A 23,533-nucleotide genomic window follows, 5' to 3' on the forward strand; every position below is an offset into this window, starting at 1 on the left:
AACTAACAGTAGTACACAATGAAACATCCATTATCGGACAGAATTAACAGCTTACCTGTTTCGCAAACATTAGCAATGGCTGCTAAAGCCAGAGAATTAAAGGCAGAAGGAAAAGATATTATAAGTTTAAGTTTAGGAGAACCAGATTTTAACACTCCAGACTTTATAAAAGAAGCGGCAATAGAAGCTGTAAATCAAAACTATAATTCTTACACGCCAGTAGACGGTTATTTAGAGTTAAAAGAAGCAATTTGCACAAAATTTGAACGTGATAACAATATTAATTATAAACCAAATCAAATTGTAGTTTCTACGGGTGCAAAACAGTCTATTGCAAATGTTGCTCAAGTATTGTTAAACCCAGGTGACGAAGTTTTATTACCTGCACCATATTGGGTTAGTTATTCTGCAATATCTATATTAAGTCAGGCTAAATTTGTTGAAATTCCGTCTTCAATAGACGACGATTTTAAAATTACGCCAGCGCAATTAGAACGTGCAATTACGCCAAAAACAAAAATGATTTTCTTTAACTCGCCAAACAACCCAAGTGGTTCTATGTACAGCGAAGAAGAATACAGAGCTTTAGCAGCTGTATTAGAAAATCATCCGCAAGTTTATATATTATCAGATGAAATCTACGAACATATCAACTACGGTGCAAAGCCTTTTAGTTTTGCTGCCATAGAAAGCATGTACGATAGAACAATAACTGTAAATGGTTTAGCAAAAGCATTTGCCATGACAGGTTGGAGAATCGGTTATATTGGTGCCCCAGAATGGATTGCAAAAGCGTGTACTAAAATGCAAGGACAAGTTACTTCTGGTACAAACTGTATTGCGCAAAGAGCTGCAATTACAGCTGTATTAGCGCCAGTTTCTAAAATACAATATATGGTAGACGAGTTTAGAACTCGTAGAGATCTTGTTGTTGGTTTATTAAGAGAAATAGAAGGTTTTAAAGTAAATGTACCAGAAGGTGCTTTTTACGTTTTTCCTGATATTTCTGCATTTTTTGGCAAAACAATAGACGGTGTTACCATTGAAAATGCAAGCGATTTTTCTTTATTTATTCTAGAAAAAGCAAATGTTGCAACAGTAACTGGTGAAGCCTTTGGTGCGCCAAATTGTATTAGAATGTCTTATGCAGCATCAGAATTGCAGTTAAGAGAAGCAATTAAAAGAATTAAAGAAGCTTTAAGTTAAAAGCAAAACATAAATTATTTAAAAATCCATCTTGTTTTAAGATGGATTTTTTTTTGTTTTAGCGTGCCCTTTCAGGTCAGGCTTTTGCACTCGCTTTTTGTTCATACTTCACAAAAGAGCTCAAACAAATGCTGCAATCCTTCACGCATGCATACTTGCCAACTATTTTAAATAAGCTATTAAATAGAAATCATAACCAACGCAAATACAAATAAAGAAACTTGTAAAATAACTGCGGTTTGACTTTCTTGTCTTGTTTGATGATTAAAAACAAAGCTTTTTATTTTAGAAATAGACTTTCCTTTTTCTCTAGCAATACTATTTTTTATTTCTTTCTTATAACTAGAAGTTAAAATTCCTCTTTCTAATACGGTAGTTGATTGTAAATATTTCATGGTATTTGGTTTTATTGATTTATACTAAGAAGACGACATCTAACACTCTTTGTTACAGACTAAAAGTTTCTAAAAAGTAAAATAAATTCATTTTTCTAGCGTTGATGGTTTACGACAACGAGAAAAAAAATTGATAAAAATTTTCCATCAACAACTAAATTGCATCTTATGCTTAAAAAATTCTTTATTATTTGCTCTGGTGCAGATAAAAATCTTCTAAATAATTGTGCCGACGGAGAACAAAATAAATATGTTGGTATTGGTGCAACTGTATTTTTTACAGCAATTATGGCTACAATTTCTGCAAGTTATGCGTTATATACTGTTTTCGATACTATTTTTACTGCTCTTATTTTTGGAGTAGTTTGGGGTTTGCTAATTTTTAATTTAGACAGATTTATAGTAGCTACAATTAAAAAAAGAGATTCTAAATGGAAAGAGTTTTTACAAGCATCACCAAGAATAATATTGGCAATTATTATTGCAACAGTTATTTCTAAACCATTAGAGTTAAAGTTATTCGAAAAAGAGATCAATCAGGTTTTGTTAACAGAAAAAAATCAGATGACTTTAGATAACAAAACTCAAATAGCCGCACAATTTAATCCGGAAATCACTAAAATTAATAGCGAAATCGATGCTTTAAAAACTGAAATCGTCGAAAAAGAAATTACTACTAATGCGTTATATGACACTTATATTGCCGAAGCAGAAGGAAGAAAAGGAACCAAACTATTAGGTAAAGGACCTGTGTATAAAGAAAAAAGAGAAAAACACGATATTGCTTTGGCTGAATTAAACCAACTTAAAAAAGACAATGCTGCAAAAATAGAAACCAAAGAATTAGCAATTGCCGCTTTAATTGAAAATCAGAAATTAAATGAGACTAAAACACAACCTATCATTGCTAATTTTGACGGTTTAATGGCTCGAGTAAATGCATTAAACAAATTGCCTTGGTTGCCATCCTTTTTTATTTTCTTGTTGTTTTTAGCCATAGAAACATCTCCAATTTTTGCAAAGTTAATTGCTCCGAAAGGTGAATATGATTTTAAACTAGAAGAACAAGAATCTGCTATTAAAACTTGGGTGCAACAACAAGTGCATCAAAGAGAAGTAATGTTGGCTGCCGATATAGACTTGAACAATAAAGTCTATAAAGATATTGCCGAAGAAGAAGAGTTGTATAAATACAAACAAAAAATGGCTCGCGATTTAATGAAATTGCAAGCCGATTCTTTTTATAAGAAGCAACAAAAAATGTTGTAATGCTATTTGTTGGCAGGTAGTTGCGTTAGCGATTGCAACGGCATCCTTTTTTGAGGTACGAAAAAAAGATATAGTGAAAAGCGCGACCTGAAAGGTAACGCCCAACTTCTTGATACAATTTTCTTTAAGAAATTTACTCTAAGCTGTTTACTCTTTTTCTGCCATTTTTTTAACGTAATCTGTAATAATTACTATTTGCGTTGGTCCTACTTTGCCTTCTATATATTTTGCATTTTCGTGATCTAAAGAAATTCTACGAACTGCTGTACCTTGTTTGGCAACCATACTAGAACCTTTTACTTTTAAGTCTTTAATTAAAACAACAGAATCACCGGCTTGTAAAATAGCACCGTTGGCATCTCTATGAATAATTTTTTCACTTTCGTCTAAATGATCTCCAGATTCTTTAGCGTAACGTAAATCGTCATCTTCTAAATACATCATATCTAACAAGTCTTGTGGCCAACCTTCGTTTTTTAAGCGAGATAACATTCTCCAAGCAACAACTTTTACAGCTCTGTGTTCAGACCACATAGAATCATTTAAACATCGCCAATGATTGGCATCTGTAGCTTCTGGATTTTCTATTTGAGTTATACAAGTTTCGCAAGCTAACAAACTACCATCTACACCACCTGTAGAAGTTGGTTTTACTTCGTAAATTGATAAATTATTTGTTGCAGCACATAATTCGCATTGGTTACCGCTTCTGCTTTCTAATTCTTGTTGTAAACTCATTATTTATTTTTTATGCAGCAAAAGTACATTTTAAAATTAGTTATACTAATTACTGCTGCGCTTTTAAGATTAAAAGATTATTACTGTTTTTAATTTCTGTTTGATTTAGCATCATTTTTACATACTCACCATTTAAGTATTTTTGAGCTTGGTCTTTATAATGCTTGCTAAATACACGACCAGATTGACCTGTTGGTATAATAGACAAACTATTTTCTACATCAGAAAAATCGACAACTCTTCTTGTAGATGGTCCTGCTTTTACCTTATAATATCCTGTAGAATCGATATCGTAAATTTGATTGTTTATTACTTGGTCTCCGCCATTGGTTGTAAACGGGCCAACATTAAAGTATTTTCTAAGCAAAGCTACTTCGCCAACAGCATGTTTGTGTTCTACAGTTAGTACTCTTTTCCATTTCCAACCAGCAACATTGGCTCCTAATTGATTTTCTAAAAACTGAAATGCTTTTTTAAATGATGTAGTAACTATCTCTTGCTTGGTTTCTATTTTATTAACAGTATTCACATTATCCCACCAAACAGAATTTTCTCTTTTTGCTTGAACGGGCAACACTTTTTCTACAAAAGGCGTGTTTATAAATTGAAAATATCCTTTTTGCATTTCGTCTGCAAAAGTATTTTTTTGAAACTCGTAAATAAATCTATTATAAATTGTAGGCGCAACTTCTTCTTTGTCAAAATTACCTTGCCATTCTTTTAAAATAGCTACTGCTGTTTTTTCACTTGCAGAAAAATCACTTTGATCTAATGCTGCTATTAAATCTTTAGAAATTTCTGGTATAACGGGCGATGTAACATCCATAAGCATTTTTGCCACATCTTCTTTAGACCAATCGTTTTTAGGAGTTAACAAATTTTCTATTCTTTTGGCTCTATCCTCTACTAAATAATAACCAGGATATAATTTGTTCTGAATAGAATCTGGTTGATTATTTGCAGAATATACATAATTACTTGTAGGGTTAATGGCTTGCGGATTCTCATCAAAATCTATATAATTTAAAATCTCATCTGTACCAGAAGATCCGTTTAAAAATGTTTTTGTGTACAAAGAATCTCTGTAATTATACAATTTACCAGAAGCAAACCATGCAATATTATTTTTAGCATCTCCGTACATCATATTTAAACCAGGCGCATGCAGTTTACTTGCCCCCTTTTTAAAATCTGATAAAGATTTTGCATGAGAAATTTCATAAGCAACATCCATTATTTGGTTTTCTAACTTGGTATAAATCCATTGCATTGCTATTGGTTTTTCTGTTTGCAATTGGTCTATAATTCCGTTCATTAACGGCCCATGTTTACTAACTTTTATTGTATATAAAGAATCTTTAGCGTCTTTAACTTTTAATCTTTTTTGAATTTTCTTGTAATTTAGCACTTCATTTTTATACAAATATTGGTTTTTATTTTCTGGGTTGTTCTGTTCAACATAAAAATCGATATCATCGTTCTCGAACATTGTTAAACCATATGCGTAATCTTTATTATGTCCTAAAAGAGGAAAAGGAACTAATGCCAAATGAAAACCATACATTTCATAATTTGGAGTTTTAATATGTGCTTGATACCAAACAGAAGGTTGCGAATAACCAATGTGAGGATCGTTTGCAAAAATTACCTTTCCGTTTTTTGTTTTATCTGCTCCAATAACCCAAGAATTACTTCCAATAAAAGGGGCTATTGGCAATACTGCTGTAAGATTTTGCATTGCTTCTGAAAAAGCACCTGTTATTTCTGCATTCTTTTCGTTAGGAATTAGAGTTAAGTTTTTATCTTCTACACCAATCAATTCATTAAAATATGTACTGCCTAATTTCTCTTTAATTTCATTAAGCATTGGATCTGTTTTATGCGCAATCGCAAAACTAAAAGCCATATAACCAAAAACATTATACATATCTTTTAGCGTATATTTTTCTTTTTTTACACCAACCAATCGATATTCTATCGGTGTTGTTCCGTTTTCTATATATTGATTTATTCCGTCTAAATAAGCCGTAGCCATTTTATAAGCTTCAGAATTCTTATCTAAATTTTGTATTGTTTTTTCTGATGCTTCTTCGATTCCTAAACCAGAAAATAGTTTGTCTGTTCGAATTAACTTTTCTCCGAAAATTTCAGCCAACCTTCCGGCAGAAATTCTTCTTATCAGTTCCATTTGCCACAATCTATCTTGCGCATGCACATAACCTAAAGCCAAGTAAGCATCTTTTTGGTTTTCTGCCGCTATGTGTGGTACACCTATTTCATCAAAATAAACCGCTACATCTTTTGTTGTATTTTTTAATTGTATTTCGCCATTGTATGTTGGTTTTAAACTATTAAAATAAATCCAACTTGCTATTCCTAAACTTATTACTATGACAATTAAAATTGCTACAATTTTTTTGATAATTTTCATCGAAATGTGTTTCATAAATCCAAAGATAATAGATTTAAGTTGTATTTTTGAAACTGATTATTAAATCATACTTCATGAAAAAAATTCAAATGGTAGACCTTCAAGGTCAGTATGCAAAAATTAAAGACTCTGTAAATAATTCTATAGAACAAGTACTAAATACATCGGCTTATATTAATGGTCCTTTGGTTCATGAATTTCAAGCAGATTTAGAAAAATATTTAGGTGTTAAACACGTAATACCTTGTGCAAATGGTACAGATGCATTGCAAATAGCAATGATGGGCTTGGGTTTAGAACAAGGTGATGAAGTTATAACAGCAGATTTTACGTTTGCTGCAACTGTAGAAGTAATTGCACTATTAAAACTAACACCAGTTTTAGTTGATGTAGATGAAGATACTTTTAATATTAATATTGATGCACTAAAAAAAGCAATTACACCAAAAACAAAAGCTATTGTGCCGGTTCATTTATTTGGACAAGTTGCCAATATGGATGCAGTAATGGAAATTGCAAAAGAACATAATTTGTTTGTTATTGAAGATAATGCACAAGCAATTGGTGCTAATTATACTTTTAAAAACGGTAAAAAACAAAAAGCTGGTACTATTGGTAATGTAGGTACAACCTCATTTTTTCCTTCTAAAAACTTAGGTTGTTACGGAGATGGCGGTGCTATTTTTACAAATGATGATGCACTCGCACATACAATTAGAGGAATTGTAAATCACGGAATGTACACACGTTATTACCATGATGTTGTTGGTGTAAACTCTAGATTAGATTCTATACAAGCGGGTGTTTTAAAAGCTAAATTACCGCTTTTAGATAGTTATTGCAATGCAAGAAGAAATGCTGCTAGGTTTTACAACAAAGCATTTGCAAACAATCCTAATATTATTACACCAACCACAAAATCGAACGCGACTAACAGTTGCGGTGAAATTTGTGATGTTTGTGATTGTCATGTTTTTCATCAATACACATTGCAAATTACAAATGGCAAAAGAGATGAACTACACAAGCACTTGTTAGACAGCGGAATTCCGAATGCAATCTATTACCCTGTTGCTTTACACGCACAAAAAGCATATAAAGACGATAGGTATAATGAAACGGATTTTCCTGTTACTAACAAGCTAATTCAAACGGTAATTTCTTTACCAATGCACACAGAATTAGATACAGAGCAATTAGAATTTATTACAAATACAATAAATAACTTTATCAAATAACAACTTTCTATGAAAAAGATATTGGTTACAGGTGGTTTAGGCTTTATTGGTTCGCATACAGTTGTAGAACTTCAAGAAAAAGGTTTTGAAGTAGTTATTATAGACGACTTATCTAACACTACGCTTAGTGTTTTAGATAATATTGCTGATATAACTGGTACTAAACCAGAGTTTCATCAAATTGATTTACGTATAAAAAGTGATGTAAATAATTTCTTTAAAAACAATAAAGTTGACGGAATTATTCATTTCGCAGCTTTTAAAGCTGTTGGAGAAAGTGTTCAAAATCCTTTAGATTATTACGAAAATAACATTGGTAGTTTGGTTTACATTTTGCAAGAAATGAGAGATAGAAATATCGATAACTTTATCTTTTCTTCTTCTTGTACCGTATATGGGCAAGCAGATGAATTACCAATTACCGAAAATGCACCTGTTAAAAAAGCTGAATCTACTTACGGCAATACCAAACAAATAGGAGAAGAAATTATACAAGAAACCTGTAAAGCACATGGCATAAATGCAATTGCTTTGCGTTATTTTAATCCTATTGGTGCGCACGAAAGTATTAAAATTGGTGAGTTACCTATTGGTGTTCCTCAAAATTTAATTCCGTATGTTACACAAACCGCAGCAGGAATAAGAAAAGAATTATCAGTTTTTGGTGATGATTACAATACAACAGATGGTACAGCAGTAAGAGATTATATTCATGTGGTTGACTTAGCCAAAGCACATATTGCAGCATTACAACGTCTGTTAGAGAAAAACAACAAAGAAAAATTTGAGTATTTTAATGTTGGTACAGGTACAGGAAGCTCTGTTTTAGAAGTAATTAAAGCTTTTGAAAAAGCCGCTAAAAAATCTTTAAATTATAAAATTGTTGGCAGAAGAGAAGGCGATATAACAGCTGCTTATGCAGATACAACTATTGCCAATAAAGAATTAAATTGGAAGACAGAAAAATCTTTAGAAGAAGCATTAGCATCTGCCTGGAAATGGCAACAGCAACAAAATAAATAGCTTTTTAAAAAAGTAAGTTTTAGAAGAAATCACTATAAATTGACGTATTTTATGTTAATTTATGGTGATTTTTTGTGTTTTTTATCAAAAATTAACGAAAAATGAGTTTTTATATGACAATTATATTCCGCTAGCATTATCATATTTACAATTGCAACCAACTTCTATTTTCAGATTCTTATTTCTAGCGTTTATCTTAGGGTTTTAACACTTATAAATTGACATCGCTTTTTTATCGCTCTAACTTTGCAGCATATTAATTACAATGATACTAGAAAACATGAAACTGATTAAAATTAAAAGAAAAACACGTTTAGAAAAGCGTTACACACCAAAAATGGGTAGACTTCACACAAACGTAACTTACATTAAAAAAACAATTTTAAACGTAATACCTATTAAAACGGTACATAAATATAGAGAAACATATTACGGTCAAATAAAAGATTGTAGCGATTGTGTTTTAGCTAAATAAAAGTTCAAATCTCAAAACAAATGTTTTGAGATTTTTTTTTAGTTATAATTTAACAGCAAAACAATAAATCTTCACTTTCTATTTTAGTAACTTTAAAGTCTTAAAATCAACTAAAATGAAAAAAATATGTATTGCTTTTATAGCAATTGCAAGTTTTATAGCTTGTAACAATTCTTCGAAAGAAAAAACAAAAGAGCTTCGTGTTAACTACAAAAAAATCGAATTAGACAATGGTTTAGATGTAATTTTTCATGTAGACAAATCAGATCCTGTTGTTGCAGTAGAACTAATGGTTCATGTTGGTTCTGCAAGAGAAAAAGAAGGTAGAACAGGTTTTGCTCATTTATTTGAACACTTACTATTTCTAGAATCAGAAAACTTAGGAAAAGGTGGTTTAGATAAAATGAGTGCAAGAATTGGTGGTTCTGGTGCTAATGGTTCTACTTCTAGAGACAGAACAAACTACTTACAAACAGTGCCAAAAGATGCTTTAGAAAAAATGATTTGGGCAGAGGCAGACAAACTTGGGTATTTTATAAATACGGTTACAGAACCTGTTTTAGCAAAAGAAAAACAAGTTGTAAAAAACGAAAAAAGACAAAGTGTAGATAACCGACCTTACGGACACAATCAATACGTAATCGGTAAAAACTTGTACCCAAAAAATCATCCTTACAATTGGCAAGTAATTGGTTCTTTAGAAGATTTACAAAATGCAACTTTACAAGATGTAAAAGATTTTTACAAGAAATGGTATGTGCCAAATAATGCTACTTTAGTTCTTTCTGGAGATATTGATATTGAAGAAGCAACAAAATGGGTTCATAAATATTTTGATGAAATTCCTAAAGGAGAAGAAATTCCGGCTTTAGAGAAAAAACCGGGTGAAGTTAAAGAAACAAAGTTTTTATATTACGAAGACAATTTTGCCAGAGTACCACAATTAACAATGGTTTGGCCAAGTGTAGAAATGTATCACGAAGATTCGTATGCTTTAGAAGTTTTAACTCAGTATTTATCAGACGGAAAATCTGCACCACTTAACACTGTTTTAGTAGATGATTTAAAATTAACATCTAACACAGTGATGTATAATTATGCATCTGAATTGGCTGGTGAAACTCAATTAATTGTTAGAGCTTTTAACGGTAAAAATTTAGATGAAGTAAAAGCAGGTATAGAAAAGGGGTTTGCAAAGTTTGAATCTGAAGGTATTTCTGATAAAGATTTGCAAAGAATAAAAGCAGGACAAGAAACTCAATTTTATTTAGGTTTATCGAGTGTTTTAGGGAAAGGATCTAACTTAGCTTCTAATAATACATATTTAGGAAATCCTGGTTTTGCTACAGAAGATATCAAAAAAACACTGGCAGTCACTAAAGACGATGTAATGCGAGTTTACAATACGTATATTAAAGATAAAAATTACATTGCTACTAGTTTTGTTCCTAAAAATAGCGCAGAACTTGCTCTTAAAGGTTCTACTTTGGCAAATGTTGTAGAAGAAAAAATTGTTAATGGCGCAGAAGAAACTTTTAACCCTAAAATTGCAGCTACTTATAAGAAAACTCCATCTTCTTTCGATAGAAGTATAGAACCAGAATATGGTAAAGCACCCTCATTAGCAGTGCCAAAAGTTTACGAAGCAGATTTAGAAAATGGTTTAAAAATTTACGGGATCGAAAATAACGAAGTTCCATTAGTGCGTTTTAACTTGACTATTGATGGTGGACAGTTATTAGAATCTTTAGATAAATTGGGTGTTGCTAATTTAACTGCAGACTTGTTAAATAAAGGAACTAAAAACAAAAGCGTACAACAATTAGAAGAAGCTATTCAAGAATTAGGTGCTTCTATCTACATTTACGCAACTAAAGAAAACATTACTTTAAGCGGAACAACTTTAGCTAAAAACTATACCAAAACTTTGGCTTTAGCACAAGAAATGTTGTTACAACCAAGATTTGATGAAACAGAATTTGCATTACTTAAAAAAGCAACTATTTCTAATTTAAGACAACAAGAAGCAAGTCCAAACTCGGTTGCAAGAAATGCATACAATACTCTAATTTATGGTGAAGACAACATCCGATCTAAAAACACATTAGGTACAATTTCATCAGTAGAAAATATCTCTATAGAAGATTTAAAAGAATACTATAACAATTACATTTCTCCTTCTGTTGCAAAAATGTTAGTTGTTGGTGACATTACAGAAGAAACTGTTGTAAATTCTCTGGCTTCTTTAAACACAAACTGGCACTCAAAAGCTGTTACAATACCGGAATATAAAACACCAAATGCACCTAACAAACCTGTTGTTTATTTTTATGATATACCAAATGCAAAACAATCTGTTTTACAATTTGGCGCACCAGCATTAGCAGCTACAGATAAAGATTATTACGCTGCTTCTGTTATGAATTATATTCTTGGTGGTGGTGGTTTTGCGTCTCGTTTAACGCAAGAATTAAGAGAAGGAAAAGGTTATACTTACGGTATTCGTTCTGGTTTTTCAGGAACAAAAGCAAAAGGAACTTTTACAATTTCTAGTGGTGTAAGATCTAATGTTACTTTAGAATCTGCACAAGCAGTTAAGAAAATTTTAGAAGAGTATCCTACAACATTTTCTGATAAAGATTTAGAAACAACCAAAGGTTTCTTAATTAAAAGTAATGCCAGAGCTTTCGAAACTGCTGGTGCTAAACTAAGAATGTTATCTAATATTGCAAATTACGGTATGAAAGCAGATTATATAAGCGATCGAGAAGAAACTGTGAATAACATGACCAAAGAAAGAATTTCTGAATTGGCAAACACATACGTAAATCCTAATAAAATGATTTGGTTAATTGTTGGTGATGCAGAAACACAATTAAATCGTATGAAAGAATTAGGGTATGGTGAACCGGTTTTATTGAACGAAAGACAAAAGAAAATTAAGAATTAAAATCTTAGTTTATTAGAATAAAAAATCCCAATTTCAAAAATATTGAAATTGGGATTTTTATTATTTGAAAATTCCTTTATTTATTCTGCTAAAACAGCTCCACTTGCAGCAACAGATCTATCTATTTTACGCATTAATCCTTGTAATACTTTACCTGGCCCTACTTCTATAAACTCTGTTCCTCCATCAGCAATCATAGCCTGTACACATTGCGTCCATTTTACTGGTGCCGTTAGTTGTGCTATTAAATTCTCTTTAATTTCTTCTGGATTAGTAACTGCTTTTGCTACTACATTTTGATATACCGCACAGGTTGGCTCACTAAAAGTAGTTGCTTTAATTGCGGCGGCTAATTCTTCTCTTGCGGGCTCCATCATTGGTGAATGGAATGCACCACCAACAGGCAACAACAATGCTCTTCTTGCTCCTTTTTCTGTTAAAACCTCACAGGCTTTTTCTACTGCTTCAATTTCTCCAGAAATAACTAATTGTCCCGGGCAATTGTAATTTGCAGCAACTACTACTCCATCTATAGCTGCACAAGTTTCTTCTACAACTTCATCTGCTAACCCTAAAACTGCTGCCATTGTAGACGGTGCAATTTCACAGGCTTTTTGCATTGCTAAAGCTCTTTTAGAAACCAATGTCAATCCGTCTTCAAAAGATAAAACTCCGTTAGCAACTAAAGCAGATAATTCACCTAAAGAATGCCCTGCAACCATTTCTGGTTTAAAAGAATCTCCTAAAACTTTTGCTAAAATTACCGAATGTAAAAAAATTGCAGGCTGTGTAACTTTTGTTTCTTTTAATTGCTCTGCAGTTCCTTCGAACATAATATCGGTAATAGAAAACCCCAATATGTCATTTGCTTTTTCGAAATATTCTTGGGCTAATGCAGATTTCTCATACAAATCCAATCCCATTCCTGTAAACTGTGCTCCTTGTCCCGGAAAAATATATGCTTTCATTTTTATTCTTTTTTTGTTGTTTGTGGCGCAAAAATAACCTTTTTATTAGAGACTGTAAAACTACTATTTTTATCAAATTAAGCATATAATTATTAATGTACTAAATTAACTTTGTTTAATACATTAGTTTTTTCATGAAACAAAACTAATATTTAGTACCTTCGTTCTTATGAGAGAAAAAGACAGACAATTAGCAGATACAATATACCTTACGTTGGCGGCGTTATTTATCGCTTCTTTGGTAGCTTCTAATTTGATTTTTCAAAAATTCTTTTATTGGGAACCCTTTGGTCTTTATAAATTTGAGGTTTCTGTTGGTATCTTGCCGTATCCTATTACTTTTTTAATTACAGATATTTTATCAGAAATTTATGGTAAAAAGAAAGCGAATCAAGTGGTAATTGCTGGTATTTTCGCTTCCTTTTTTTCGATGCTAATTATTTTAGTAGCAGATTTTGCACCTGCAATAGAGAACTCTCCTATTAATAATAATGAATTTCATAAAGTATTTGGTCTCTCTCGGCTTGCTGTTTTTGCTTCGATGATGGCTTATTTGTGTGCGCAATTTGTAGACATCAAAATTTTTCATTTCTGGAAAAAGAAAACCAACGGCAAACATCTTTGGTTACGCAATAACTTTTCTACTTTTGCCTCGCAATTTATAGACACTTTTACCGTGCTATTTTTATTATCTTCTTTTAAAATTTTACCGTGGTCTATATTTACTAGCTTACTAATTAGTGGCTTTTTATTCAAAGTTATTGTAGCAGCATTAGATACTCCGATTTTATATGGCTTGGTTTATTTGTTTCGAAAAAGGTTTCATTTAAAAATTGGAGAAGAAATTTTGTAATTGAATTAAAATTACTGCGTCTAAAAAAGTACATACAATTTATAAAAATGAAAAAACTAACATTCTTCCTTTTCGTCTCTTTTAGCTTTATGCAATTACAAGCACAAACTTCTATTTTTAATAATTTATTAGAAACACACGTTTCTAAACAAGGTTTGGTAAATTATAAAAACTTAAAAGCAGACGAGGCAAAATTAAACACATACATTTCTTACTTAGAAGAAACAAAACCAACTTCTTCTTGGTCTGTTGCTAAACAAAAAGCTTTTTGGATAAACGCCTATAATGCTTATACTTTAAAAATAATTTTAGACAATTACCCATTAAAAAGTATTACCGATATTAAAGAAGATGGAAAAACTGCTTGGAAAATTCCCTTTGCCAAAGTTGGTGGAAAGACCTATACTTTAGACCATATAGAACACGAAATTTTACGTAAAAATTTATTCGATCCAAGAATTCATGTGGGTGTTAATTGTGCATCGGGCTCTTGTCCTAAATTAGCAAATATGGCTTTTACGGAACAAAATATTGATTCCGCTTTAGAAAAATTAATGACAGCGTTTGTAAATGATAGCTCTAGAAACAAGTTATCAGAAAAAAAAGTAAAAATTTCTTCAATATTTAATTGGTTTAAAGATGATTTTACAAAAGAAGGGTCTGTTATCGATTATTTAAATAAATATGCTGATATCAAAATCAATAAAAAGGCAAAAATCAGTTACTTAAATTACGATTGGAGCTTGAACGAAAAATAGCATTTCTAAAATGCTATTTTTGTTTGAAAACTATTTGTATCTTTCAATTTCAATTCTAAAAAACAAAGAATGTCAAAAACATATTACGACGCATCAGATTTAAGAAAATTCGGAAAAATAACGGAATGGAGCGAAGAATTAGGAAATAAATTTTTTGATTATTATGGTAAAGTTTTTGAAGAGGGTGCGTTAACTGCCCGCGAAAAATCTTTAATTGCCTTAGCCGTTGCACATACAGAACAGTGTCCGTATTGTATAGATGCTTATACTAAAGATGGTTTGCAACGTGGTATTACAAAACCCGAAATGATGGAAGCTATACATGTGGGTGCTGCCATTAAAAGTGGTGCTACTTTGGTACACGGTGTGCAAATGATGAATAAAGTAAACAAATTAGAAATGTAAATTAGAGTGCCAAAAACGTTCATTCGTTTTTGTGTAAATTGCTTATTTCCGCGCAAGCATGCATCTAAAAACATTTATATTTTATCAATCTAAAACCGAAACACAAATTTCTTCGTAAATACTGCGAACAATTTTTTATTTAAAATAAAGCGAAACATGCAAACGGTTTACAGATAAAGGTTACCAAAAACCAACTGAAAACTGCAACTGCTAAAGAATATTAAAAAATAAATGGCTACAAAATCATTAAAAGCAAGAAATAACGATATTGCTAATACGTCTCGTCAAATGGAAATTCTTTCTAGCGGCATATTTGCAAACGGAGAATTACCAACTTTTGCTGCTAAAATTAAAGAAACAAATCAGTTTCCTTTACGTCCTAAAAAATTAGAAATTTTACAAATAAACTTAGGTTATATGTGTAACCAAGTTTGCGAACATTGCCATGTAGATGCTGGTCCAGATCGTAAAGAAATCATGACGGTAGAAACCATGCAACAGTGTTTAGATGTTATTAAAAAAACAGAAGCACACACGCTAGATTTAACTGGTGGTGCACCAGAAATGAATCCTAATTTTAGATGGTTTGTAGAAGAAGCTTCTAAAGCCGGAATTAAAGATTTTATTGTACGTTCTAACTTAACAATTATTAGAGCTAATAAAAAGTACTACGATTTACCAGAGTTTTTCAAAAAACACAATGTACATGTTGTTTCTTCGATGCCACATTGGACGCGTGGAAAAACAGATAAGCAACGTGGTGATGGTGTTTTTGATAAATCGATTAAAGCTTTACAAGAATTAAATGCTGTAGGTTATGGTATGCCGGGTTCTAATTTAAAGTTAGATTTGGTTTACAATCCGTCAGGAGCCTTTTTACCAGGAGATCAAATGGCATTAGAAAACGATTTTAAGAAAGCTTTAAAAGCCGATTTTGACATCGATTTTCATAGTTTATTTGCCATTACAAATTTACCAATTAGTCGTTTTTTAGATTATTTAATTGCTTCAGATAATTACGAAGATTATATGCATTCTTTATTAGACGCCTACAATCCTGCTGCTGTAGAAAATGTAATGTGTACAAACACAATTTCTATAAGTTGGGACGGTTGGTTGTATGATTGTGATTTTAACCAAATGCTTAATTTAAAAGTTGCCAGTAAAGTAAAGCACGTTTCTGATTATAATGAAGAATTATTACAAAATAGAAATATTATTATCAATCAGCATTGTTATGGTTGTACCGCCGGTGCAGGAAGTAGTTGCCAAGGAGTTGTAGCGTAATCTATGAATCAAAAAACCGCCTTATTAATTTTTGCAAATTCAGCAGCTAAAGAAGTAGAGAGAAAAGAATTTCTATCTGCAGAGATTTTTAGTGCTTTAAACAAGCAGACTTTAAAAACGGCTAAAAAATCGAAACTCCCTTATTTTGTTATTTCAGAAAAAGAACAAACAGGAGCTTCTTTTGGTGAACGTTTTACCAATGCTATCGATTTCATTTTTAAAAAAGGGTTTGATAATGTTATTACCATTGGTAATGATACACCTCATTTAAAAACAAAGCACTTATTAGATGCGAATACATCTTTAACAAACAAACAACTTGTTATAGGGCCTTCTAAAGATGGTGGATTTTATTTAATGGGACTTAAAAAGGCACATTTTAATAAAGAAACCTTTTTAAAATTACCATGGCAAACTAATAAACTACAAGCGTCTATTGGTGCGATTTCGACAATTAAAAAAGAACAAATCTCTTTTTTAGAGTTATTAATAGATATTGATGCGCTAGAAGATATTAAAACGATTTTACAAAGTTTTAAAACACTTTCTTTAGATGTTTTTCTACTTTTAAAGAAAACAATTTTTGCTATTAAAATATACAATATTAGCAAGGTTTCGTTTTATAAAACTTCTTCATTTACTAAAAACTACAACAAGGGTTCTCCCCTATTTTTTGCGTATCTATAATTTTAGTATTGTTTAACAATACAAATCAACCTTATTTTACACAAAAATTCACTCGATGAAATACATTACTATGTGTATACTTATGCTTGTTACAAGCATTGGTTTTGCACAACAAAAAATTACAGGAACTATTACTGATAAAAGTTCTGGCGAAGTTTTGCCATACGTTAGCATTAAAGCTACAAATACAAACGGTACAACTTCAGATTTAAATGGTAATTATACCATAACTATTTCTAAAAACACCCAATTTTTAACATTTAGCTATTTAGGTTACCAAACTAAAAAAGTAGCCATCAATAATAACACTGCAATAGATATCGCTTTAGAAGAACTTGCAACTAGTTTAAATGAAGTTGTTGTAACTGCTTTAGGTGTAAACAGGCAAACCAAAGAATTAGGTTATGTAGTTCAAGAAATCAAATCTAAGGATATTAACGAAGTAAAAACACCTAACTTTTTAGACAACTTATCTGGTAAATTAGCCGGTGTTACGGTATCACAAGGTGCAACTGGCGTTGGTTCATCTTCTAAAATCACCATTCGTGGTGAGGCTTCTTTTTCTAATAACAATCCGTTATTTGTGGTAGACGGAACGCCAATTAACAACAATACTGTTTTTAATTTTACCAATGAAGCCGCTGCCGGATTCCAAGAAATAGATTTCGGAAATGGTGCTATGGAAGTAAATGCGGATGACATTGCATCTGTAACCGTTTTGAAAGGGCCAAGTGCCGCAGCATTGTATGGTACAAGAGCATCTAACGGTGTTATTGTGATCAAGACAAAAGATGGTAGCAAAAAGAAAGGTTTAGGCGTAAGCATTAACTCTTCTATTACTTTTGATAATGCTTTTCGTTTGCCAGATTTTCAGAATGAATATGGTCAAGGAAATGCTGGCAACTTCGAATATGTAGACGGCTTAGGTGGCGGTACTAACGATTTAATCACCTACTCTTGGGGACCTCGATTAGATGCTGGTAATTTTATAGCTCAGTTCGATTCGCCTGTAACTTTACAAGACGGAACTGTTGTGCGAGGTGGAGACACATCGCTGTATTCTAGCGAAAATATCACGCCTACGTTATTTAAATCGAACCCAGATAATTTAAAAGACTTTTATCAAACAGGTGTTACAACCGTAAATAATGTTGCTATAACCAATACTTTTGATACAGGTTCTTACAGATTATCACTAACCGATTTAGATAGCGAATCTATTATCCCTGGTGTAAATTTAGAACGAAAAACGGCAGCGTTAAAAATGACCTTTCGTCCAACAGAAAAAACAAAAATTACGAGTAGTGTAAATTATGTAAATTCTAGCAGTGATAATAGACCAGCTAATGGTTACGGTAGTGAAAACGTAAATTATTCTTTAGTAGCTTGGGGACCTCGTTCTCTAGACATCAACAGTTTAAAAAATTATTGGCAACCAGGTTTAGAAGGCGTGCAACAATATTCATTTAACTATACCTATTTCGATAATCCGTACTTTATTTTAAAAGAAAACACCAATTCTTTTAACAGAGATCGTGTTTTTGGTAATGTCGCCATCAACCATAATTTTACAGAGAACTTAAGTGTTTCTTTGCGCTCTGGAATGGATTATTCATCAGAAAAAAGACAATTTAAACGTAATTTTAGTTCTAATCGTTTTAAAAACGGAGCGTATGCAGAACATGATGTTTTTTATCGAGAAATTAATACCGATTTTTTAATAAACTACAAAAACACCTTTGGTAATTTTACTTTTGATGCTTCTTTTGGTGGTAACAGATTAGACCAAACGGCATCAACAAAACAATCGCAAACAACTAATTTGGCACAACCTGGTATTTTTAGTTTAAACAATGCCGCTTCTCCGATAGAAGTGTTTCAGTTTGATTCTAAAAAGAGAATTAATTCGTTATACGGAATTGCAAAATTTGGTTATAAGAACTTTTTATACTTAGATATTACTGGTAGAAATGATTGGTCTAGCGCTTTGGCAACTCCTTTTTCTGTAGATGGTACTTCTTTCTTTTATCCTTCTGTGTCTTCTAGTTTTATACTTTCGAATTATACAGAATTACCAGAAAGTATTTCGTTTGCAAAACTAAGAGCTAGTGTTGCACAGGTTGGTAACGATACCAATCCGTACCAAACTTCTGGTGCTTTTGTGTCGCAGACTACTTTTAATGGGCAACCTACTTTTAGCAATCAAGATTTTATACCAAACGCAAACTTAAAACCAGAATTAACTACGTCTTATGAAATTGGTGCAGACATTCGTTTTTTTAGAGATCGTTTAAATTTTGATTTTACATATTACAACGCAACTACCAAAGACCAAATTATTTCTTTACCTATTGCAATTTCTTCAGGTTACAATCAACAAGTAATCAATGGCGGAAAGGTAAACACCAAAGGAATCGAAATTATTTTAGGAGGAACCCCAATTAAAACATCTAATTTTAAATGGAATACTACTTTCAACTTTGCTACTAACAAATCTACTATTAAAGATTTGCCACAAGATGAAGGTAGACTAACATTGGCGTATAGTAGAATTTACAATAGTGCCAACCAAACCGTTTGGTTTCAAGTAGAAGAAGGCGGACAAGTAGGAGATTTATACGGTACGGGTTATCAGAAAAATGAAAATGGTGAGTTTTTAATTGATGATAACGGCCGTTATATTGCCAATAACGAGTTGATAAAATTAGGAAACTACAATCCTGATTTTACTTTGGGTTGGAACAATAGTTTTGCATATAACAACTGGAATGCCAATTTCTTATTTGATTGGAGACAAGGTGGCGAAATTGTGTCTAGAACTAGCGCTTTGGGTAATGTTGGTGGTCAATTGGCAGAAACTTCTTTTAGACCAGATGCAGGTATTGTGGCGCAAGGTGTTAATGTAAATACTGGCCAACCAAACACTGTTGCTGTTTCTGCAGAAAGTTATTACAGACAATATTATGATAGAAATCATGAAGAAAACAATGTATACGATGCTTCTTATTTAAAACTTCGTCAGTTTTCTATTGGTTATACTTTAAATTTAGCAGAAGGCTTTTTAGGTTTAAAAGACACTTCTACCATGAACTTTTCTTTTATCGGTAATAACATATTTGTTATTACAGAAAATCCGCATTTCGATCCAGAACAATTGGCAGTACAAGGCAATGGTTTTGTAAGCGGTGTAGAAGACATGAGTTATGCTACAAGTAGAAGTTTCGGTTTTAAAGTAGGATTTAATTTTTAAGAAAGCACCATGAAAAAACACATATACATCCTTGCAATTTTTGCGATAATCTTTGCAAGTTGCACCACAGATTTTGAAGAAATAAATACCAATCCAAACGCACCAGTTGCGGTACAACCAAATCTCTTGTTAAGACAAGTACTTTATAATTTTGGCGAAAACATGAGTTACGAAGGTTTTGTTGCTGGAGATTTACTGGCACAACACCGTACAGCTTTAGATTTTAATTTGTTTGATAGACACGATTTAAAAAGTCCGCAATTAGGTGGTAATCCTTGGAGTATTTTTTACACCAATTTACGCGACAACGAAATCATTTTAAAGCAAGCCAAAGAAACACCTGCCTTTGCGGTTTACGAAGGACCTGCTTTAATTTTAAAAGCATATATGGCTGCCGGATTAACAGATTTATTTGGCGATGTGCCTTATTTTGAAGCTTTTAATGGTATCGAAGGAACGGTAACCCCGGCTTACGATTTACAAGAAGACATTTATCAAAATGAAAACGGAATTTTAGACAATTTAGATAAAGGAATCGCAGCAATAAATGCGTATACAGGTTCAATACCTTTAGAAGGCGATATTATATACAACGGTAATTTAAATCGTTGGATTCAGTTTGCAAACTCGCTAAAAATAAAATACCTCATTCGTATTTCTGCAAAAGTAGATGTAGCTGCACAATTACAAACTTTGTTTAACAATGGTAATTACATTCAATCCAATTCAGAAAATGCTGTTTTCGATTTCACAAATTCAGAACCAAACAGTTTTAGATTGGCGCAATTAAGAGTTGGAGATTTTAACAACTTTGTACTTTCGGAAACGATGGAAGAAGTGTTAACCGATTTAGAAGACACCAGAATCAGCACCTTTTTTAGACCTTTTGCAAATGCAACGGGTAATGATTATAACGGATTGATAAACGGTATTGATGCCTCCTCAACATCCGTTGCTTTGTCAGATTATTCTTTGGCTGGTACTGCTTTTAGAGAAGACACATCTACTTTAGATGCTAATTTTATGACTGCCTGGGAAACCAGTTTTTTATTAGCCGAAGCTGCCGCAAAAGGATTTATCAATGCTGATGCAGAAACGTTGTACAACACAGGTGTAACGCAAGCTTTTGAGTTTTGGAACACCGATTTACCTGCAACGTATTTAGCAACAAATGCAAATTACAACGCAGCAAACAGCACGCCGTTAAACCAAATAATTACCCAAAAATGGATTGCATCCCTAATAAATGGTTACGAAGGTTGGATAGAATATAGACGTACCGGTTTTCCGGTATTAAAAGATGTTTCTGCAAGTTTAAACGCAGGTTTAATTCCGGTACGAATGCCGTATCCTGCAGAAGCAGCAAGTTTAAATTCAGAAAATTATAACAAAGCAGCAGCGGCAACAAACGGCAACAGTTTGGATGCTAAAGTTTGGTGGAACGAATAAAGTATGGATGTAATAAATTGGCAATGGTTATTGATTATAAGTTCAAGTCTTGTCTTGTTCTTTTTATCGCCGTATGCAAAAACAACGTCGCAGTTTTTTAAAGCAGTCCATAAAAAGAAAGCGCCAAATACAGTAGTATTAACAGGTAGTTTAATCATTTCTTGGATTTTTGCGAAAAGCATTACCAATGCAGCCAACTTAGGTTTGGCTTTTGGTTTGGTTGGTGGTGTTGCGTACGCAGGTTATTACCTTTCTTTTGCCATTGCTGGTATTATTATATATCAATTAAGAACTGTTGGTGGTTTTACAAGTATTCATCAATTTCTAATATCAAAATTTGGTAAAAAAGCCATGGCAATCTTTTCGATTTTAATTGCTTTTCGACTTTTTAATGAAGTATGGAGCAACACCATGGTAATTGGAAGCTATTTCGGCGCACAAGGTAGCACACCTTATTTTACCGCAATAATTGTGTTTACATTACTAACACTTGCCTACGCATTAAAAGGCGGTTTAAGCAGTTCTATTTTTACAGACGTAATACAAATGGTGCTTTTCTCTGTTTTATTGCTAATTATTTTAGGTACAATTTTTACTACGGATGATTTTTCATCCGAAGAAATTATAAGTTCTGGAACATGGAGTTTCGAATTGGGTTTAAACCTCTTTTTTGCAGCGTTATTGCAATCATTTAGTTATCCATTTCACGACCCTGTTTTAACTGATAGAGGTTTTATTTCATCACCAAAAGTAACGCGTAAAAGTTTTTTATGGGCAAGTATTTTAGGTGCAATTTGTATTATCTTATTCAGTTTAATTGGTGTCTATGCACAAACTAAAGGAATGTCTGGGCAAGCAGCTGTAGAAGTAGGTAAAGCCTTGGGTGTTGTATTACTATTAGTTATCAATTTTATAATGATTACCTCTGCAGCCTCAACTTTAGACTCTACATTTTCTTCTTTTTCTAAACTTTTAGCAATTGATTTAAATTTAGGAAAGTCGGTTTCTTTTGGAAGAATTACGATGATTACCGTAGCCGTTTTAGGTACGATTCCTGTTTTTTTAAATGCAGAAATCTTATCTGCAACCACTATATCGGGTACAATGGTTATTGGTTTGACTCCTATATTTATTTGTTGGAAAGCGCAAGTACCTAAAATTAGTTACTACCTAAGCGTATCTTGTGGTTTGCTCTTTGGGTTCTTGCTACTATTTAATGCTTTTCCAGAAACACTCATTTTTACAACAGGAAAATATGCCGATTTACTTTGGGTAAATGTTTGGGGAATTTTAAGTTGTGTTTTATTATACTATATACCATCATGGATCAGAAAATAGAAAATTTAGGCAAACTATCTGGTAAAACACTGCTTTTTGGTGGTGTTTATAGCAATTTACAAGCTATAGAAGCGCTAAAACAAATTGCCGAAAAAGAAGGCATTCCGCCAGAAAACTGTATTTGTACAGGCGATATTGTTGGTTATTGTGCACAACCAGAAGAAACGGTGCAATTATTTAAATTGTGGGGCGCAAAAAGTATTGTTGGCAACGTAGAAATTCAGTTGCGTGAAAATGCAGCAGACTGTGGTTGCGATTTTAGAGAAGGCTCTAGATGCGATGGTTTTTCGCAACTTTGGTATCCGTATGCACAAAGCAAATTATCTAGCAACTCTTTAGAATTTTTAAAAACTTTGCCAAACACAATACAGTTTGAGTATGCTTCAAAAAAGGCAACTGTAGTACATGGTTCTTATTTCAATGTATCAGAATTTATATTTAAATCTACCGATTGGTCTAAAAAAGCACCAAATTTTATTGCTACCAATAGCGATGTAATTGTTGCGGGCCATTGTGGTTTGCCATTTCAAGATCAACAAAATGGGCAACTATGGCTAAATCCTGGTGTAATTGGTATGCCAGCAAATGATGGCAACCCAAGTGTTTGGTATGCAATTTTAGACGATGCTAAAGAAAATTTTAATTATACACATCATACTTTAAATTATAATTATAAATTAACAAGCAAATTAATGCAAAACGGTTTGCTGCCAGAAGAATACTCTAGAACTATTGTTACGGGTATTTGGGATAATACAGAAATATTACCTGCCATAGAAACAGGTTTACAAGGATTCGGAATTCAATTATAAC

General features: G+C 32.4%; 19 protein-coding genes. 15 read left to right on the forward strand and 4 right to left on the reverse strand.

What is annotated here, in order from left to right; genetic code table 11:
- Nucleotides 1-18: 18 nt before the first annotated feature.
- Nucleotides 19-1,206, forward strand: a complete 1,188-nt coding sequence (locus B5464_RS02920) for a pyridoxal phosphate-dependent aminotransferase (RefSeq protein WP_172830851.1) — start codon at nt 19-21, stop codon at nt 1,204-1,206.
- Between the two features lie 179 nt (nt 1,207-1,385).
- Here B5464_RS02920 and B5464_RS02925 read toward each other — a convergent pair whose 3' ends face one another.
- Nucleotides 1,386-1,601 (reverse strand): hypothetical protein, encoded by a 216-nt coding sequence (locus tag B5464_RS02925; protein WP_079737111.1) that lies wholly within the window; start codon nt 1,599-1,601, stop codon nt 1,386-1,388.
- A 168-nt stretch (nt 1,602-1,769) separates the two neighbouring features.
- Between B5464_RS02925 and B5464_RS02930 the strand changes: the two genes are divergently transcribed.
- Complete coding sequence (locus tag B5464_RS02930) at nt 1,770-2,870, forward strand: DUF4407 domain-containing protein (RefSeq protein ID WP_079737112.1); 1,101 nt, start codon at nt 1,770-1,772, stop codon at nt 2,868-2,870.
- Between the two features lie 147 nt (nt 2,871-3,017).
- Here the strand turns inward: B5464_RS02930 and B5464_RS02935 are convergent, their stop codons facing one another.
- Entirely contained in the window at nt 3,018-3,608 is a 591-nt protein-coding gene (locus tag B5464_RS02935) for an alkylphosphonate utilization protein (protein WP_079737113.1), read from the reverse strand.
- Nucleotides 3,609-3,657: 49 nt separating this feature from the next.
- Nucleotides 3,658-6,039, reverse strand: coding sequence for a penicillin acylase family protein (locus B5464_RS02940; RefSeq protein WP_079737114.1), 2,382 nt, complete (start codon nt 6,037-6,039; stop codon nt 3,658-3,660).
- A 74-nt stretch (nt 6,040-6,113) separates the two neighbouring features.
- On the opposite strand from B5464_RS02940, the gene B5464_RS02945 reads away from it, so the two are divergent.
- The 4 genes from B5464_RS02945 (at nt 6,114) to B5464_RS02960 (ending at nt 11,725) form a co-directional block, all read left to right on the forward strand.
- Nucleotides 6,114-7,277, forward strand: coding sequence for a DegT/DnrJ/EryC1/StrS aminotransferase family protein (locus tag B5464_RS02945; RefSeq protein ID WP_079737115.1), 1,164 nt, complete (start codon nt 6,114-6,116; stop codon nt 7,275-7,277).
- Nucleotides 7,278-7,286: 9 nt separating this feature from the next.
- A complete protein-coding gene (gene galE / locus B5464_RS02950) occupies nt 7,287-8,300 on the forward strand; it encodes a UDP-glucose 4-epimerase GalE (protein ID WP_079737116.1) in 1,014 nt (337 codons plus the stop codon).
- Nucleotides 8,301-8,580: 280 nt separating this feature from the next.
- On the forward strand, nt 8,581-8,775 hold the full coding sequence (locus B5464_RS02955) for a hypothetical protein (RefSeq protein WP_077811377.1): 195 nt from the start codon (nt 8,581-8,583) through the stop codon (nt 8,773-8,775).
- A 115-nt stretch (nt 8,776-8,890) separates the two neighbouring features.
- Entirely contained in the window at nt 8,891-11,725 is a 2,835-nt protein-coding gene (locus B5464_RS02960) for a pitrilysin family protein (protein ID WP_079737117.1), read from the forward strand.
- Nucleotides 11,726-11,805: 80 nt separating this feature from the next.
- Here the strand turns inward: B5464_RS02960 and fabD are convergent, their stop codons facing one another.
- Nucleotides 11,806-12,693 carry an ACP S-malonyltransferase gene (gene fabD, locus B5464_RS02965; protein WP_079737118.1) on the reverse strand — a complete coding sequence of 296 codons (888 nt, stop codon included), beginning with the start codon at nt 12,691-12,693 and terminating at the stop codon, nt 11,806-11,808.
- Nucleotides 12,694-12,862: 169 nt separating this feature from the next.
- Between fabD and B5464_RS02970 the strand changes: the two genes are divergently transcribed.
- From B5464_RS02970 to B5464_RS03010, 9 genes are all read left to right on the forward strand, one after another.
- On the forward strand, nt 12,863-13,546 hold the full coding sequence (locus B5464_RS02970; protein WP_079737119.1) for a queuosine precursor transporter: 684 nt from the start codon (nt 12,863-12,865) through the stop codon (nt 13,544-13,546).
- 47 nt (nt 13,547-13,593) lie between these two features.
- Nucleotides 13,594-14,304, forward strand: a complete 711-nt coding sequence (locus B5464_RS02975) for a DUF547 domain-containing protein (protein ID WP_079737120.1) — start codon at nt 13,594-13,596, stop codon at nt 14,302-14,304.
- Between the two features lie 69 nt (nt 14,305-14,373).
- Nucleotides 14,374-14,709, forward strand: coding sequence for an arsenosugar biosynthesis-associated peroxidase-like protein (locus B5464_RS02980; protein ID WP_077809920.1), 336 nt, complete (start codon nt 14,374-14,376; stop codon nt 14,707-14,709).
- A 231-nt stretch (nt 14,710-14,940) separates the two neighbouring features.
- The gene (arsS, locus tag B5464_RS02985) at nt 14,941-15,996 is read left to right on the forward strand and encodes an arsenosugar biosynthesis radical SAM (seleno)protein ArsS (protein ID WP_079737121.1); all 1,056 of its coding nucleotides are present in this window, start codon (nt 14,941-14,943) and stop codon (nt 15,994-15,996) included.
- Between the two features lie 3 nt (nt 15,997-15,999).
- Nucleotides 16,000-16,683 carry a DUF2064 domain-containing protein gene (locus tag B5464_RS02990; RefSeq protein ID WP_079737122.1) on the forward strand — a complete coding sequence of 228 codons (684 nt, stop codon included), beginning with the start codon at nt 16,000-16,002 and terminating at the stop codon, nt 16,681-16,683.
- A gap of 55 nt (nt 16,684-16,738) precedes the next feature.
- Complete coding sequence (locus B5464_RS02995) at nt 16,739-19,933, forward strand: SusC/RagA family TonB-linked outer membrane protein (RefSeq protein ID WP_079737123.1); 3,195 nt, start codon at nt 16,739-16,741, stop codon at nt 19,931-19,933.
- Nucleotides 19,934-19,942: 9 nt separating this feature from the next.
- Entirely contained in the window at nt 19,943-21,382 is a 1,440-nt protein-coding gene (locus B5464_RS03000) for a SusD/RagB family nutrient-binding outer membrane lipoprotein (RefSeq protein WP_079737124.1), read from the forward strand.
- A 3-nt stretch (nt 21,383-21,385) separates the two neighbouring features.
- Nucleotides 21,386-22,720 (forward strand): sodium:solute symporter, encoded by a 1,335-nt coding sequence (locus B5464_RS03005; protein WP_079737125.1) that lies wholly within the window; start codon nt 21,386-21,388, stop codon nt 22,718-22,720.
- A complete protein-coding gene (locus B5464_RS03010; RefSeq protein ID WP_079737126.1) occupies nt 22,705-23,532 on the forward strand; it encodes a metallophosphoesterase in 828 nt (275 codons plus the stop codon). The genes B5464_RS03005 and B5464_RS03010 overlap by 16 nt, the downstream gene beginning before the upstream one ends.
- The last annotated feature ends 1 nt before the right edge of the window (nt 23,533 follow it).

The sequence above is a fragment of the Polaribacter sp. KT 15 genome (genome assembly GCF_900143115.1).
Lineage (GTDB): Bacteria > Bacteroidota > Bacteroidia > Flavobacteriales > Flavobacteriaceae > Polaribacter > Polaribacter marinaquae.

What these genes read in the sequence shown, in the direction of transcription:
- B5464_RS02920 (WP_172830851.1), top strand. Translation starts at nt 19, where the DNA reads ATGAAACATCCATTATCGGACAGAATTAACAGCTTACCTGTTTCGCAA.
- B5464_RS02925 (WP_079737111.1), bottom strand. Translation starts at nt 1,601, where the DNA reads ATGAAATATTTACAATCAACTACCGTATTAGAAAGAGGAATTTTAACT.
- B5464_RS02930 (WP_079737112.1), top strand. Translation starts at nt 1,770, where the DNA reads ATGCTTAAAAAATTCTTTATTATTTGCTCTGGTGCAGATAAAAATCTT.
- B5464_RS02935 (WP_079737113.1), bottom strand. Translation starts at nt 3,608, where the DNA reads ATGAGTTTACAACAAGAATTAGAAAGCAGAAGCGGTAACCAATGCGAA.
- B5464_RS02940 (WP_079737114.1), bottom strand. Translation starts at nt 6,039, where the DNA reads ATGAAAATTATCAAAAAAATTGTAGCAATTTTAATTGTCATAGTAATA.
- B5464_RS02945 (WP_079737115.1), top strand. Translation starts at nt 6,114, where the DNA reads ATGAAAAAAATTCAAATGGTAGACCTTCAAGGTCAGTATGCAAAAATT.
- galE (WP_079737116.1), top strand. Translation starts at nt 7,287, where the DNA reads ATGAAAAAGATATTGGTTACAGGTGGTTTAGGCTTTATTGGTTCGCAT.
- B5464_RS02955 (WP_077811377.1), top strand. Translation starts at nt 8,581, where the DNA reads ATGAAACTGATTAAAATTAAAAGAAAAACACGTTTAGAAAAGCGTTAC.
- B5464_RS02960 (WP_079737117.1), top strand. Translation starts at nt 8,891, where the DNA reads ATGAAAAAAATATGTATTGCTTTTATAGCAATTGCAAGTTTTATAGCT.
- fabD (WP_079737118.1), bottom strand. Translation starts at nt 12,693, where the DNA reads ATGAAAGCATATATTTTTCCGGGACAAGGAGCACAGTTTACAGGAATG.
- B5464_RS02970 (WP_079737119.1), top strand. Translation starts at nt 12,863, where the DNA reads ATGAGAGAAAAAGACAGACAATTAGCAGATACAATATACCTTACGTTG.
- B5464_RS02975 (WP_079737120.1), top strand. Translation starts at nt 13,594, where the DNA reads ATGAAAAAACTAACATTCTTCCTTTTCGTCTCTTTTAGCTTTATGCAA.
- B5464_RS02980 (WP_077809920.1), top strand. Translation starts at nt 14,374, where the DNA reads ATGTCAAAAACATATTACGACGCATCAGATTTAAGAAAATTCGGAAAA.
- arsS (WP_079737121.1), top strand. Translation starts at nt 14,941, where the DNA reads ATGGCTACAAAATCATTAAAAGCAAGAAATAACGATATTGCTAATACG.
- B5464_RS02990 (WP_079737122.1), top strand. Translation starts at nt 16,000, where the DNA reads ATGAATCAAAAAACCGCCTTATTAATTTTTGCAAATTCAGCAGCTAAA.
- B5464_RS02995 (WP_079737123.1), top strand. Translation starts at nt 16,739, where the DNA reads ATGAAATACATTACTATGTGTATACTTATGCTTGTTACAAGCATTGGT.
- B5464_RS03000 (WP_079737124.1), top strand. Translation starts at nt 19,943, where the DNA reads ATGAAAAAACACATATACATCCTTGCAATTTTTGCGATAATCTTTGCA.
- B5464_RS03005 (WP_079737125.1), top strand. Translation starts at nt 21,386, where the DNA reads ATGGATGTAATAAATTGGCAATGGTTATTGATTATAAGTTCAAGTCTT.
- B5464_RS03010 (WP_079737126.1), top strand. Translation starts at nt 22,705, where the DNA reads ATGGATCAGAAAATAGAAAATTTAGGCAAACTATCTGGTAAAACACTG.